General features: G+C 42.9%; 22 protein-coding genes. 18 read left to right on the top strand and 4 right to left on the bottom strand.

The window, feature by feature from the left end:
- Positions 1–647: 647 nt before the first annotated feature.
- The 18 genes from NI465_RS01455 to NI465_RS01370 all read left to right on the top strand — a co-directional run bounded on the left by NI465_RS01455 (position 648) and on the right by NI465_RS01370 (position 7,723).
- Positions 648–851, top strand: coding sequence for a hypothetical protein (locus NI465_RS01455; protein ID WP_253144043.1), 204 nt, complete (start codon positions 648–650; stop codon positions 849–851).
- Between the two features lie 135 nt (positions 852–986).
- Positions 987–1,406, top strand: coding sequence for a hypothetical protein (locus tag NI465_RS01450; RefSeq protein WP_253144041.1), 420 nt, complete (start codon positions 987–989; stop codon positions 1,404–1,406).
- Entirely contained in the window at positions 1,403–1,654 is a 252-nt protein-coding gene (locus NI465_RS01445; protein ID WP_085064636.1) for a hypothetical protein, read from the top strand. Before NI465_RS01450 ends, NI465_RS01445 begins: the two co-directional genes overlap by 4 nt.
- Positions 1,647–1,898, top strand: a complete 252-nt coding sequence (locus tag NI465_RS01440) for a DNA-binding protein (protein ID WP_085064635.1) — start codon at positions 1,647–1,649, stop codon at positions 1,896–1,898. The genes NI465_RS01445 and NI465_RS01440 overlap by 8 nt, the downstream gene beginning before the upstream one ends.
- Before the next feature lie 75 nt (positions 1,899–1,973).
- Positions 1,974–2,555, top strand: a complete 582-nt coding sequence (locus NI465_RS01435) for a hypothetical protein (protein WP_253144039.1) — start codon at positions 1,974–1,976, stop codon at positions 2,553–2,555.
- Between the two features lie 288 nt (positions 2,556–2,843).
- Positions 2,844–3,212, top strand: a complete 369-nt coding sequence (locus NI465_RS01430) for a hypothetical protein (protein ID WP_253144037.1) — start codon at positions 2,844–2,846, stop codon at positions 3,210–3,212.
- Between the two features lie 112 nt (positions 3,213–3,324).
- Positions 3,325–3,588 carry a hypothetical protein gene (locus NI465_RS01425; RefSeq protein WP_253144036.1) on the top strand — a complete coding sequence of 88 codons (264 nt, stop codon included), beginning with the start codon at positions 3,325–3,327 and terminating at the stop codon, positions 3,586–3,588.
- Complete coding sequence (locus tag NI465_RS01420; protein WP_253144034.1) at positions 3,581–4,168, top strand: hypothetical protein; 588 nt, start codon at positions 3,581–3,583, stop codon at positions 4,166–4,168. Before NI465_RS01425 ends, NI465_RS01420 begins: the two co-directional genes overlap by 8 nt.
- Complete coding sequence (locus NI465_RS01415; protein WP_253144032.1) at positions 4,161–4,511, top strand: hypothetical protein; 351 nt, start codon at positions 4,161–4,163, stop codon at positions 4,509–4,511. The genes NI465_RS01420 and NI465_RS01415 overlap by 8 nt, the downstream gene beginning before the upstream one ends.
- Complete coding sequence (locus NI465_RS01410) at positions 4,508–4,801, top strand: hypothetical protein (protein ID WP_085064628.1); 294 nt, start codon at positions 4,508–4,510, stop codon at positions 4,799–4,801. The genes NI465_RS01415 and NI465_RS01410 overlap by 4 nt, the downstream gene beginning before the upstream one ends.
- Entirely contained in the window at positions 4,798–4,992 is a 195-nt protein-coding gene (locus NI465_RS01405; protein ID WP_253144030.1) for a hypothetical protein, read from the top strand. The genes NI465_RS01410 and NI465_RS01405 overlap by 4 nt, the downstream gene beginning before the upstream one ends.
- A 34-nt stretch (positions 4,993–5,026) precedes the next feature.
- The gene (locus NI465_RS01400) at positions 5,027–5,407 is read left to right on the top strand and encodes a hypothetical protein (protein ID WP_128841204.1); all 381 of its coding nucleotides are present in this window, start codon (positions 5,027–5,029) and stop codon (positions 5,405–5,407) included.
- Complete coding sequence (locus tag NI465_RS01395; RefSeq protein ID WP_253144027.1) at positions 5,404–5,760, top strand: hypothetical protein; 357 nt, start codon at positions 5,404–5,406, stop codon at positions 5,758–5,760. The genes NI465_RS01400 and NI465_RS01395 overlap by 4 nt, the downstream gene beginning before the upstream one ends.
- A 10-nt stretch (positions 5,761–5,770) precedes the next feature.
- Positions 5,771–5,959, top strand: a complete 189-nt coding sequence (locus NI465_RS01390; RefSeq protein ID WP_253144025.1) for a hypothetical protein — start codon at positions 5,771–5,773, stop codon at positions 5,957–5,959.
- 2 nt (positions 5,960–5,961) lie between these two features.
- The gene (locus NI465_RS01385; RefSeq protein WP_253144023.1) at positions 5,962–6,186 is read left to right on the top strand and encodes a hypothetical protein; all 225 of its coding nucleotides are present in this window, start codon (positions 5,962–5,964) and stop codon (positions 6,184–6,186) included.
- A gap of 141 nt (positions 6,187–6,327) precedes the next feature.
- Positions 6,328–6,588, top strand: coding sequence for a hypothetical protein (locus NI465_RS01380; protein WP_253144021.1), 261 nt, complete (start codon positions 6,328–6,330; stop codon positions 6,586–6,588).
- Positions 6,589–6,661: 73 nt separating this feature from the next.
- Entirely contained in the window at positions 6,662–7,345 is a 684-nt protein-coding gene (locus NI465_RS01375) for a hypothetical protein (RefSeq protein WP_253144019.1), read from the top strand.
- A gap of 36 nt (positions 7,346–7,381) precedes the next feature.
- Complete coding sequence (locus tag NI465_RS01370) at positions 7,382–7,723, top strand: hypothetical protein (RefSeq protein WP_253135177.1); 342 nt, start codon at positions 7,382–7,384, stop codon at positions 7,721–7,723.
- Positions 7,724–7,769: 46 nt separating this feature from the next.
- On the opposite strand, the gene NI465_RS01365 is transcribed toward NI465_RS01370, so the two are convergent.
- From NI465_RS01365 to NI465_RS01350, 4 genes are all read right to left on the bottom strand, one after another.
- The gene (locus tag NI465_RS01365; protein ID WP_253144017.1) at positions 7,770–8,126 is read right to left on the bottom strand and encodes a hypothetical protein; all 357 of its coding nucleotides are present in this window, start codon (positions 8,124–8,126) and stop codon (positions 7,770–7,772) included.
- Complete coding sequence (locus NI465_RS01360; RefSeq protein WP_253144015.1) at positions 8,126–11,746, bottom strand: tape measure protein; 3,621 nt, start codon at positions 11,744–11,746, stop codon at positions 8,126–8,128. Before NI465_RS01360 ends, NI465_RS01365 begins: the two co-directional genes overlap by 1 nt.
- A gap of 71 nt (positions 11,747–11,817) precedes the next feature.
- Entirely contained in the window at positions 11,818–12,456 is a 639-nt protein-coding gene (locus NI465_RS01355) for a hypothetical protein (protein WP_253144013.1), read from the bottom strand.
- Positions 12,456–12,737: a hypothetical protein gene (locus tag NI465_RS01350; protein WP_253144011.1), complete on the bottom strand. Its 282-nt coding sequence runs from the start codon at positions 12,735–12,737 to the stop codon at positions 12,456–12,458. Before NI465_RS01350 ends, NI465_RS01355 begins: the two co-directional genes overlap by 1 nt.
- Between the last annotated feature and the right edge of the window lie 46 nt (positions 12,738–12,783).

Genomic DNA, 12,783 nt, shown 5'->3' with positions numbered 1-12,783 from the left:
TTATCTATCCTTCTCGAATAGATGGTTTAGTTAAGTGCTGGGAATCAAAGGCCTGTCACAACCATGATCCCAAACGTTAATGTTTTCATTGACACCTAAAAAGCCTCGTTAAATGCAAACTTCGACCTTCGCATTTCTCGGGGCTTTTTAACGTCTGGATTTCTCAAAAACCACATCAAAGCGCGGTATTAAAAAATTCATTGGTTTGGGTCGCTAATCCGACATTTTCAATTAAAAAAAATGAAATGGCAACATTTATCAGGGCGGTTTATGGTTCCACGCGTCAACCACTGGCTGATTTTAAGTATTTAAAAGCAATTTCTAGTGTTTTCACTAAGAAGCTTTCGTTATTTTACTGACCAGCCAGTGCGGCAATTTATTGCGTCTTACTGTGAAATATTGCTTAATATTGTTTATTGTTGCAAAAAGCCTAAGCAGAAATATATCGACGTTCTAAATGCACGCTCCCCTATATACTGCTCACATTCTTTTTCTCTATTTCTTATATGTTGTGTGTTGTTTATTCAAATATCTAATAAGCAGCTAGTTTTTACCCATTTAATGAATGTTTTTTCCGGAAATTAAGCCTTACTCCACATCATTCGATTGAAGTATCTATAATTCACCGGGAATGGAGAAGTATACATATGAACAAGCTATTGGACTCACAAGTACGCGCTCAACAAAAATATAGGGATAAAACCCGTAACGTTGCTGTGACTTTCAACCTCCAAGATGAGGAAGAGTCTGCGATCCTGGAATATCTCGAGAAAACATGCGAAGAGCAAGGAACCAAGAAAGCTTCATATATTAAAAGGCTGATCGCTTCTGACATGGAATCTAAAAAATAAAACAATATCTATCAAAAGCTTAGTATTTATTTAAGCACAAATCTCTTAATTATTATCGTTAAATGTTGCATATACGCGTATATATGAGCTAGTATCACTCCTGTTATATACGCGTACATATGTACAGAGGACGATATGATTACTTTTAATAACGGCGCTGATCTTGTGGCAATCGCTACGAGTCTAAATCAAGTGGATACGCAGATTGGTTTTATGCATGACACGTTAAATCGTGCTGTGAATAGCTACCAGCGTCATGAACTGGCTGAATCTAAACTGTCAGCTATGCTTGAGACATCTGTGTACCTTACCCAGAAAACTTTACACCTCCTGGAAGGCATCAACCCTTTCACCACTACCAAAATCCTTTCAAGATCCATTGCTGTTATCTATGGCGTTTTATTCCAGCTGGAAGAATCTAAACGCATGGACACCAGCCGCAATGAGTTGCTAAGTGTTCTTCAAGCCCTTCTTTTTATCATTACTGATGTGCGCGCTACCGTTGCCAATATCAATCGCTTGGCCAATGGTCATGAAATGGAGTTTGCAGCGTGAGTAATGTAGTTAGCAAAACAGATGTTCTTGATGATCTTCATGCAAATATTGAGCGCTTTGCCTGGTTAAACGTTCTCATTGGCCAAGTTCGCAAAGAACTTAAAGAAGGGTCCCCTTGGTCCATAACTACGGCTAAAAAATTAGCTGATATTGCCCATTACTTAAGTGATGACTACGCGAACTGTTTGGATCTTGCTCGCGAAGACCTTGAAGCAGAACTGACCATTGGAGGTCAGCAAAATGTCTAAGCGCTTAACAAAGCTGGATCGCATGTCTCAAGAAGAAAAGGATTCAATCACCCAGTCATTCTGGAATGCTCCTGACGAGGCTGTTTTTCCTCCTGAGGATGTTGCTGTGGTTTTTAATATCTCCCTTTCCTGGCTACAAGCCAAGCGCTGCAAAGGTGATGGCATTCCATTTTACAAGCCTGAAGGCACTCGGAAGGTTTTGTATGCCAAGAAGGATCTTCTTGCGTACTTCAATAAAGGATAGGCGCCGTAGTTTACCGGTCGAAGGGTAAATTTTAGAACGGCTTAAAAATAAATTGGTACTGACGCAAAACACTTAATGACAGGCAAGTGGATCGGTACTCAGACAAATGGTATGGGTTTAAAAATGACAAATGATTCTTCAGCACAGGCATTAGATCTGGAACTTTTCTCTAAAAATCAAGACAAGGCAGTAGACCTTCTGCATAAGTGCACATTGCGCATGGATCTGGCCAAGTCATTTGCTTTGCGTACAGCGATCAGCATTGATGAGAACAATATCCCTAAAGAGGAAATCATTCCTATGGGTGTGGCTCTTCAGGGCTTCCTCCAAGATATTATCGCAAAAATAGAAAATGCCCAGAAACTCACAGAAGTGGACATGAACAAAACATGTCAAAGCATTCAGGGAATTATGCTCTGCCTTCGAGAAACACTGAGAGACATGAATTTAAGTAAGTCTCACACGAGCAACATCTTCTTCTTAGTGGAAGATGCGATGGAAATATTTTCAGAAGATGTGGATGCTTTAAATATGGAAGTTGAGGAGTCCAAGGATCGCATTCTGGATGCATACCGGGTAAGCAAGGCTGACACTAAAAAAATAACAGCGGGGCCAGGTCTAAAACAAGCTGCCAATGAAGCGGTGAACGCTGCATGACACTCCTGGCGGTATTTCCTAATGGCTTTACCGCCCAACTTACAATCATAAGATCCCCATTCAATCTATTTCGTGCCCAGGCAGACAATTTTATCTACTGGGATGAAATGGGAGAGCGTCAGCATATTTGCACCCAGTCAGTTGAGAGCTGGGCCAATATCAACGGCGTAAAGATATTAGGTTCTAAGTTTGGCTATGTAGAGCATCTCCGATCAAGCCACCAGGTTCAGGTCCATCAGTCCAATGCTAATGGAATGGTCATACAAGTAAGAAAAAGAGTGCAATCAAATGACTCTAACTGAAGTGCGTAATGCATTAATCCTAATGGCTCAAAGGCAAAAACGTCCGCCGTATGAGATTTATATCGCCAAGGAAGTTTACTTGGCCATTAAGGACGGTACGAATCATCCACTTAAAGCTGCAGTCCTGAGTACAAATCAAGAGCCTACGCTATTGAGTGAAGGTAGAGGCTATTCAGATCCCACTGCACTCTATCTGGACAACTGGTTAAGTGCGAAAAGTACCCGAAAAAGCTATTTGCTTGGGAAATTAAAAATTAAGCCTGAATTTTTATTCAATTTGAGATTTGGGCTAATCCAGGTAACACACCCGATATGGACAGAGGTCGAAGCTGCCATTCGGGAATTCAAGGACTAGGGCGCCTTAAAGCTCTATTCAACTTTTACAATAATTCAAGGATACAACCATGACAGGCCAAGAATTCCTTAAAAAACGCGGTTTGAATAAAACCGTCATCTTCCTGAGCTGCATGCGGTCTCAAGAGACATCACATGTTCACGGTGAGAATGGTACTGAATATAAGCAAGGTCCTAATGGCCGCGCTCTTATGCTTTGCTGCGATAAGTGGGTCGAATCTGGGCGAGTTAATAGCCAGCTTGAAACAGATCCGCACATGGTCAGTGTGGCGTCGATCCGGGCAGCTGTTAAACGTGAGCGCATGAACAATGGCCATACACGCCAGTACAGCCTGCTTACTCCACCTGCAGGAAATGGAGAGTTAAGCCATGATTAAAACCAAGAAGGCAGAGCGCCTTATCCATGCAGCTGGCGGGCTTAAGCAGGCAAAACTTATTCTGGCCAACGTACCAGACAAGACTGCTTTTTTCTATCAGCTGCAAATTGGCCTATATGCACGCACAGGTATTGCGCCTCAAGGAGTAGTGACTTCGGTATTTCTAGGCGGAAAGTGGGTGATCTGGGGCAATCCATATGACCTAATAAAACTTAGTGAATTGCGCAGAGCTGCAATATTGCTTGAAAAGGCTAATGTGCTTGATGAGGCCTGTAACGATAGCCAGATAGATATCAAGCTGCATATGGCACTGCAGAAGTTCACCATGGGTGATTACGTTGTATATCTGGATCTAATGGATACAGATGACCTGCTTAAAATAATCGAGATACATAACCACCCAGTCAATGGGATTGGCTATGTAGTTATCACTCATACAGGCCTAAAAAGAAAGATACCAGAAGGCTCAATTCGCAAGGCAATGTCTCAGGAAAGACTTATTAAAAAGCGGATAAACCACATCGATGAGGCCTTAACCGTTTCTGAGGTTGAATTCATCCGGAGACATGTCCATGCCTAAGAACAGCCTCCCTAAAACCCAAACGCAAGTATGGCTTGAGGCCATTACTCAAGATCCAGACCGCTGCCATTATTTCACCGTGGCTAATGCCAGTGACAACTCTTCCACCAAAGGAAAATTTGGTACTTGGGATGCGCCGTTTTTCAGCATGGAAGAGGCTGAGCAATTCAAATCACTCATGCAGATCCGTTACTCAGATGCACGGCTTGTTATTGGTAGGGGTGAAATCTGTTCATCAGATGCATTCAGTCAGTGCCGGAATCGTTTCTGGACACTATGGACAAGGAAACATAAGCAGCGCATCCAGATGCTCTCAAAACAGCAATCTGGGGCTACGGCGTGACCAAGAAAGATTACTTGCCGGGCTATGACGAAGACAAGGTTATTCGCTTTGGCCAGAAAATTGGGGCTGAAGTTGCTTTTATTTTGAATGGCAGTCTCCGCAATTATTACAAAAAAGGCAGCAAGGACAGCAAGTTCTGTTGCCTGACCTTCACGCAGCACAACAATGGCCGCCCTTTACGCTGGGAAAGTGCAAATGAGCATCACTGGAATCGTGTGGTGAGCTTTTATAAAAGTCTTGGCCATGCTGTTGAGTTGATTGAAATACCAGAATTGCAGGAACAAGAATGAAGAAGAGTACTGCTAAATATGGCGATCTATTCAATGTGGGTGAGATGGTCATCAATCGCGAGACAGGAAAAGCCAAGATTGTTCGGCATGTCAAATTTTGCCAAAAAGGCGAAATGCTGCTGGGTTTTGGAAAGGTTCCTCTCGGACTTGTACCTGCGGCGGAATATCGAAAATACGATACATCCTCTTAATGAAAATAGAAAAATCTAAAGCTTGGAGAATATTGTGGTTATCACATTAAGTCAGGTTAAAAATACTTTACAGGCTCATGCACAAAACACTAAAAGGCCTGAATACACAAACTATGCGATCAGATCAGTCCATTCTGCGATTCTAGGCGGGATAGATCACCCCTTAATGGATTTGGTCATCCAGGGTCAAAGTGATGCTGGGGCATCAGCAGGGAAAAAGAAGGCATATGCCGCCAAAGTTGATTTGTCTTCAAGACTGGTAAGAAATCGAATTGCTGCGGAAGAAACATTGGCCATTGGCGAAAACAGTTTTGTAGGTGAATGTAAAAAGCATGGTTATGCCAAGTTTTATGTATACGAAGGACGCGGGTATGCATGTGCAACCTGCAAGAAAAATGCCCAGGTGCTGCCATGAGTATTCAGTGTCCAGCAACCATGTGCCCATTGATTGCACCGAATGGCTCTCCTTGGACCGGTGATAAGGGCGCCGTCTGCCCAGAGAAGTACGGTTTTGATCGTGGCACCTCGTGCCCACATTGGGATATGTGCAAAGACAGTGGCGGGCTGAGCGGTGTGGATGAGGCACTGGCTGGCCATACGCTGGTGATTGGTCCCAATAAGCCAAAACGCCAAAACATAGGCCCATCAAAATCATATGACTGCCCTAAGGCTGAGTTTTGCTCATGGCAGAAACAATCGCCTACCAACCTATGCGGACCAAGGCAGGCGCTTAAAGAAGGGATCGATCCACGTGTTTGCTTATTTTAGGAGTTAAAAATTGGCTGAATTTATAAGTGTGAGTGAAAAACGCCGTCTATTGGAAAACCTCGAGGTTTTAATCAAAGCACCTGGCAAAGCAGATGAAAATACTTTTACCCACTTCTTTGAGGATTTAAACAAATTGTTCTCTGATGTTCTCCAGGAAGATGTGCGGATTGCTCTTATCAAAAACAAAGGAGGTAAATGATCATGTCAGATAGAAAAATTATTGCGTTTGAGAAGCCACTCAATAGCCCTGATGTCATTAAGCTGGATATGGATAAGGAAGTTGATGTAAAGCTCACTATTGGTGATCTGGTCAATATTTATGATGCCTTATCTCAGGTAGCAGCCAACATGAATGATAAGGAATTTATAAATATCTCCTGCACGCTGGATGCTATTACCGAAGCTATTCAGAATGGCGCACTATAGGGCTACGCATCAAAAAGAAAGTAATTGATAAGACACAGCTTTATTAAAAAGACTGATCAGGTCGAAGGATTGGTCAATTAACCGTTAAACAGCCGTTCAACCACCGTTGGACGGTTATTACTACCAGTGACAGGCGAGAAAATGACAGAAGATGAAATTGCAGCAATACTCAAAGCAGATGGATGGATCTCACTGGGAGAGCAACTACCACCCTTAAACAATATATTTAAGGTCGATAAACCTATTCCGTTCACTACAAAAGGATCTGATTGCAACGGCGCATTCATATGCAATCACGAAGAGTTTCTTCCTGGTGATGAGGACATTTTGAAAGAAATGGGAGTCACCCACTGGATGGCATGTGAGACATGGGAATTACTAACTGGTTCACTAAATAATTAATTTCAATTAAAAATTCAATTCCGCATTTAGAATGTGGAATTGATAATTTTAATTTTTACAGGATAAGAAGCATATGGGGATTAAATACTGTAAATCGTGTAAAAAGCCAATGAGGCCTACCGATACACATTGCAAATCATGCGGCAAGGAATACAAGAATAGCCCTGTGATAATTGTAGTTATTGCTGCAGTAATTATTGCTATTGGCATTGCGGCATATTTTCTTATCAGCAATAAGGATCCAAGCGCCGTGGTTACGCAAGAAATTCTTGTGAAGCAGGAGCAATCTCCTTGGAAGTATTTATCCGATAGAGATCCTATTTCAGGTGCCACTACCTATGCCGCAATCACTCAATTTGTTAATTATGATACCCGCCAGCCAGTAGAAGGGAATTTTACACTCGCATGCAATGGGCATCGTGATACAGATCTTATTATTGCTATTACATCTAGTGTGCCAGTCAGCACAGATGGTTTTGACTCTATTGGACCTACTGGCAGATATACCGTAAAAGTTGATGATAATCCGCCTATCCACGGCGTTACATCAATGGCCACACACAATACAGTACTGGTATTAACACAGGATCAGTCTGAAAAAATAACACCCCAATTGTCTGAAGCAAAGAAAATCTTGGTTCAGGTATCTAATGTTTCGGATCAGCTGGTTGATTATGAGGCTGACTTAACTGGTGCTTCGAAGACTATAGCTAAACTAAGAGGTGATTGCTTCCCAACGCCTAAATCCGGCGTATAGCAGTTAACTGAACGCACTAATAACGAGATGAGAGAAATGAACGAAAAAGTAAAATTTATCCCAATTGAAACGGCACTTGAGCTACTTGAAGAACAAATCAATCAGCGTAATTTACACTCAATGAAAGAGGCTTCGGACACTTTGGGCAAGCTCTCAGAAATTTGTGATAACTTGGCAGCATTAGGGGTCTTGATTGATAGCCTACCAATTACTCAAGAGCAATATGACCAGGTTAAGGCATCGTACGAAGCCACCCTTGATATAATTAACCAATGGGTGCCAGAAGAAGTAGAGAAATCAAAAAAGGCACAGTTTCAATTAAATTTGAACCTGGATTCAGGCATTGAAAGAGCCGATACCAACGGCAGTATTCAATAAACAAAAAAGGGGCAATTAAGCCCCTTCTTGGTATCTTGTAAGCCCCTTACAACTCACCATCTAACTTTTTCTTTTGCAGGAATATTATCAGGTCCTTGTGTGTCACCATACCAATTACTTTGGTCGAATAATTGTTCATGTTCTCACTAATAAGAGCACCAACTTCCTTAAAATCCTCCTGATATGAGCCATATTCTGGCAGCTCAAGTGAAATATCAAAGCTTGGGAAAATCATATCTTCAAAGGTAGGCCTAAATTCTTCTAAGAATTCATCTGCCAGTGATTGTGGAAGGCCTGCCGGCAATAATCTTTGATAAACCCAACCCTTAACACTCCCCCATGTCTTTTCAATATTAGGGTTGAATGCCTGCTTCTTTTTGAACGTTACAATATTATCTTTCATTATGTTGATTTCGCCTGTGTTTTAAGCAGATTAATGAGCTGATCCATTATTGGCTTATCTTCAGCCTTCCCTGTCAATCCGAGTTTTTGATTGCCAACAACGATGGTGTAATTTACGTTATCTCCCCCTTTATCATAGTCTCTAGTTGATGGTACGGAAGGAATGGACGGCGCATAGTCATTCAGGTTGGAAGATCCTGTTGATGCCACATTGATACTGCGCATTAACTCATTAATCTTGTTGGTGCCGTGCTGGGTGGTAATTCCCTTAGCCGCTGCATCGTCATACATCTGTCTCATGAGCGTATCTAGACCACCTACACCGCTATTGCCATAACTGGCCATCTTGGCATCACGATCCGCTTCCATGGCTTGTGACCAGATATTACCAGCCAGTTTTTTGGCATCTTTATCGTCATAGCCTTGAGATTTAAGCATCGAGATAACATCATTCTTGTTGTAAGAATCATAGTCATCCAAACTGCCAAGCGATTTACTTTGCTGCTTCATGGCCTTATCAAATTCACCTTTAGCCTTGTTGACTGCATCAGCCCATTCCTCAGTAGATGACTTGGCGCCGTCTATTGCCCGGGTAGCAGAGTGAACACTACCCTCAATGCCTTTGACCCCATCACGAACCCGATCTGTCGACCGGCGCATACTGTCCAATGACTCATTGGCTTTATCTGTGGCTTTTACAGTGGCCTTACCGGTTTCATCAATCTGCACTTCAAGATTACGCCCGGCATTCATTGCATTTACCGCTGCAATTCTTCCTGCGTCACCAGATGCAGCCGCAGACTGAGCAGCTTTTTCATAAGCCTTTTGTACACCTTCAGCAGTAGCCTTGCCGCTATCACGAACATTAATAAAATCCATTAATGCCTGTTGGGCAGCCAGCTTGAGATTTTCCTTGGTCTCAATGCCTAGTCTTTTGAAAGACTCCGTAACAGGATCGATATCATCAGGCAGTTTTTGAGCTTGCATCTTGATAGCAATGAGGCCTTGCTCTACCTGAGCAGTCGAAACTTTACCTTGATCTCCAAACTCTTGAAGCTTGGCTTTAGCCATATCAATTTCAGCTTGGCTCTTGGCCTTGCTAAGCCAATCCTCCCATGCCTGGTAAAGAACATCACCAGCCTGTTTACCAGTGACACCAAGCTCTTTCAGGTCCACACCTAGCTTATCTATATCCTCGCCAGATTTAGTAAACTGTTCAGATACCTTGTTAAGCGCTTTATCTAGATCTACCCCAAATTTTTGGGCCAGTTCGGAAGCCCTTGTATATGCAGCAGCCGAACCATTAGCAGTTTTCTGGTTGAGTGCCAGTAACTCTGTCTGTCTCTGGTTTCGACTGGCTTGTAGCTCTTGTTCCTTGGTATTGATCTGGTTGATCTTGTCTTGAACCTGTTTAAGCTCGTTCAAGTCACCAGAAGCCTTGGCTTGTTGGATCTGCTTTTCTAGAGCTGCGCGCTCAATAGCGGCTTGCTTTTGAAATGCCAGATATTCTTCATCCGCTATTCTGAGGTTTTCCGTAGCCACTTTAATGGCTTCAGTTTTCTGCTGCGCCTCTGTCAGTTTCTGCCCCGCAGCATCCATAGCAGCAACTGTGACCTTCCCTGCCTCATCCATTGCTACGGCGTAGCCCTTGGCCGCTAGTTCGGACTTGAGCTGTTCTGATAGCACGCCTTCATTGGCTGCTATGGATGCATTGGCATAATCCTGTGCTGCCTTAATCCGATTTTGTGCGCTGGCTGTTTCGTCTGCATCAATCTTATCTAGAGTGGCTTTGGCACTATCAGCCTTTTCCTGATTTTTCTGCTGCTCAGTTTTGGACATCTCCTCTAGGCGTTCAACGTATTTGGACTTAAACCCCATAGCCTCTTTGTCTGCTTCAGCATAATACTGTTTAGCCTTGTCCTTCATCAGATCAGCATTGGCAGCAAATTGCTTGCTCACATCACCCCATGTGATTGCTGCCATAACGCTATTGGCTGCCGAGGCCAAAGTATAGAACGCGCCTGTAATCAGATTAAGTCCGATCTTAATGCCTGCTATGCCATCTTCAACCATGCCAAAAACAAGTGATAGTCCTTGCAAAACCCTTGTTAAGAAACTTACTTGCTCTCCAGCAGATGTGGCATCACCAACAAATGAGCCAAGCAGGGATGCAAAGGTTGTGAATGCTGTTCCTAATACATCATCTATAGTTTTTCCTAGTTCCCAAGCTCCAGATATAATGCTCTTGAATAGCTCATAAGTTGAACTCAAAGCGTCTTTTAATGCCTGAGTTTCTGACTCTAGCCCTGCATATCGTTCTGTTATGGCCTCTACAGCGCCTATAGCATCTTCAAACAAGGTGGTGAGCCAGCTCATATCCCCACCCAATGTAAGCATGGCCTCTGATAGCCGAGCTGAGATCTGATGTTTTTCATTTAGCTTAGCAATAACGTCTGTTAAGTTGTTTCTAAGTGCTACTGCTGCATCGGCTGTAGAATTCTCCATTGAGTTGGCCAACTCTTCATTGCGATCTCTTGACTCAATAAGCGCCGTAGTGAGTTCTTTAATTGAGACTTTACCACTTGCTCCTAGCTGGCGAATTTCTTCTTCGGTGCGCCCAGTACTTTCAGCCATGTCTTTTACGACATTATCTGCACCCGTAATGATTGACATCCATGCATCTGCATCCACTGCACCCTTAGCCATGGATTTTGCTAAAGCATCCTGTGCTGATGATGCCTGGTCTGCCCTAGTGGCATTATGCGTAAAAGATAGTGATAGACTCTCTGTAACCGCTAGAATTTGCTCTGTGGTGTAGCCCAGCGACTTCATCGTACCAGCTGTCGCTAGATACACCTCCTGAGCCTCTTGGAGTGGCCGGAAGGTCTTATTGGCCAGATCTAACAGCCTAGCTTGCACCATGGTGTATTCTTCTGTGCTATTAGTAGCGTTCTTGATACGCTCGCCCATCTGCTGTGTAGCATCGGCTGTCTGTAATAGCTCTTTAACAGTAAGACCAAGACCCAGGCCTGCTAATCCTGCTGCCAGTGTCCCTACTGCTGCCTTGGCGGTATTAAACCCTTGTTTGGCCTTATCAGCTGCACTACTGGTTTCCTTGAGTTCTGTATTGGCTTTATTTACAGCGGTGTCAAACTCATTGAATGCTACCTCAGCTTGCTCTACCTCCTGCTCCAGCTGGTCTACCTTTTGCTTAGCTGCTTCAATATCGTGTGGTGAAGCATTGGTTTTGGAAAATTCTTGGAGTGATTGCTTTGCTCCAACCAGATCAGCTTTTAGTTGCTCAAGTGCTTTCTCAGCCTTACTACCAAAGTCCTTAAAGTTATCAGCTGTTTCTTTAGCTCCATCCCCTGCACCTTTGATTGCTTCCGTTGCACCGTTTAGTGTGGCTTTCAGCTTATCAGCTAATTCCAAGGATTCTTTCGGCACAATTTTAGAAACAGCATCCGATGTCTTTTTAGCCTCACCCTCAAAGCTGGCTGTCCCCTGTTTAATTGCCTGCTGTAAATCACTAAAAGCCTTCTCTGCACTTTTAGCATTCTGTACTAATCCCTTGGAATCTCCATCTAGGATCAATTTGAAGGTTAAGTTTTTACCGGACATATAAACCTCTGAACTTTGCGCAATAAAAAACCCTGCTCAGGGGCAGGGTTATAAAAATTAGATGTTAAGCATTATGTGCAAAACTTTTCCCATACAGTTTGAAACTCACTAGATTCTATATTCTCCCCATCGATAGCAACTATCGCAGGACTTGCTATAAATCGTTTGAACCCAGTGTAACCACCAAAACTGTTTTTGCTATTTACTTCACCACACATACCGTTCTGATTACGTATTTGTGCACTTTCAGGATCTTTCAGGAAGTTCTTCAATGCAATTTCAGCATCCACCTGCATTGCAATAGCACGATCACGTGCCTCTCTCTCCCGATTACGCCGTTCTTTCTCAGCTAATTTAGTGGCCTCACGTTCAGCCTCGATCCTTTGTTGCTCTTCAGAGCGTGCTTTACGGTCTGCTTCACGAGCTAGCAGCTCAGGACTTGCTGTTCCATTTTTTAAAGCCTTCTCTTCAGAAGCTTGAAGGAGTATGCCTGAAAAACCTAATAAGAAAAATATACCCACACCCAACCAGAGACCTTTAATAGATGGACTTATTTCAGTTATCTTTTTCTGAATTGGGGGTAACATCAAAATACCAGCCAATATCATAAATATACTGCCTAAAAAGCTCTCGCCAAGCAGTGACAACCCTCTAATAATAAAGACCACCCCAAAAAACCAAAGGAATGCTGCAATTAATTTATTTTTCATTACAAATTACGCCATAAGATTTTCACAATTCTGTCTCGGCATAAAATGATGGTGTACTCCTGAAGATCAACACTTTTTACATATTCAGTAGCTGCACAGTGAAGTCTTCCATCTTCCAGAACGTAGAATCTCGGCTTACCAAGCTCAAGCTTACTTTTAAGTGCTTGATGGCTATCCCCAATTCTTACCAAATCACCAGATGGAGTGCGAATGCTGGTAGTTGTCCTTTCTGCATACGTGAACCCCGACACCAAACATAAAGCTAATAATAATTTTTTCACACTAACCCCCTAAATAGTTATTTCCACATCATAACTTTAGGGTGCT

The organism is Acinetobacter lwoffii (assembly GCF_024129855.1).
Classification (GTDB): domain Bacteria; phylum Pseudomonadota; class Gammaproteobacteria; order Pseudomonadales; family Moraxellaceae; genus Acinetobacter; species Acinetobacter lwoffii_L.
This window is presented reverse-complemented; position numbering and strand designations above follow the sequence as displayed.

Coding starts and splice junctions, on each gene's coding strand:
- NI465_RS01360 (WP_253144015.1), bottom strand. CDS start 11,746: ATGTCCGGTAAAAACTTAACCTTCAAATTGATCCTAGATGGAGATTCC.
- NI465_RS01395 (WP_253144027.1), top strand. CDS start 5,404: ATGAGTATTCAGTGTCCAGCAACCATGTGCCCATTGATTGCACCGAAT.
- NI465_RS01365 (WP_253144017.1), bottom strand. CDS start 8,126: ATGAAAGATAATATTGTAACGTTCAAAAAGAAGCAGGCATTCAACCCT.
- NI465_RS01440 (WP_085064635.1), top strand. CDS start 1,647: ATGTCTAAGCGCTTAACAAAGCTGGATCGCATGTCTCAAGAAGAAAAG.
- NI465_RS01405 (WP_253144030.1), top strand. CDS start 4,798: ATGAAGAAGAGTACTGCTAAATATGGCGATCTATTCAATGTGGGTGAG.
- NI465_RS01420 (WP_253144034.1), top strand. CDS start 3,581: ATGATTAAAACCAAGAAGGCAGAGCGCCTTATCCATGCAGCTGGCGGG.
- NI465_RS01385 (WP_253144023.1), top strand. CDS start 5,962: ATGTCAGATAGAAAAATTATTGCGTTTGAGAAGCCACTCAATAGCCCT.
- NI465_RS01425 (WP_253144036.1), top strand. CDS start 3,325: ATGCGGTCTCAAGAGACATCACATGTTCACGGTGAGAATGGTACTGAA.
- NI465_RS01435 (WP_253144039.1), top strand. CDS start 1,974: ATGACAGGCAAGTGGATCGGTACTCAGACAAATGGTATGGGTTTAAAA.
- NI465_RS01370 (WP_253135177.1), top strand. CDS start 7,382: ATGAACGAAAAAGTAAAATTTATCCCAATTGAAACGGCACTTGAGCTA.
- NI465_RS01415 (WP_253144032.1), top strand. CDS start 4,161: ATGCCTAAGAACAGCCTCCCTAAAACCCAAACGCAAGTATGGCTTGAG.
- NI465_RS01380 (WP_253144021.1), top strand. CDS start 6,328: ATGACAGAAGATGAAATTGCAGCAATACTCAAAGCAGATGGATGGATC.
- NI465_RS01355 (WP_253144013.1), bottom strand. CDS start 12,456: ATGAAAAATAAATTAATTGCAGCATTCCTTTGGTTTTTTGGGGTGGTC.
- NI465_RS01455 (WP_253144043.1), top strand. CDS start 648: ATGAACAAGCTATTGGACTCACAAGTACGCGCTCAACAAAAATATAGG.
- NI465_RS01450 (WP_253144041.1), top strand. CDS start 987: ATGATTACTTTTAATAACGGCGCTGATCTTGTGGCAATCGCTACGAGT.
- NI465_RS01430 (WP_253144037.1), top strand. CDS start 2,844: ATGACTCTAACTGAAGTGCGTAATGCATTAATCCTAATGGCTCAAAGG.
- NI465_RS01375 (WP_253144019.1), top strand. CDS start 6,662: ATGGGGATTAAATACTGTAAATCGTGTAAAAAGCCAATGAGGCCTACC.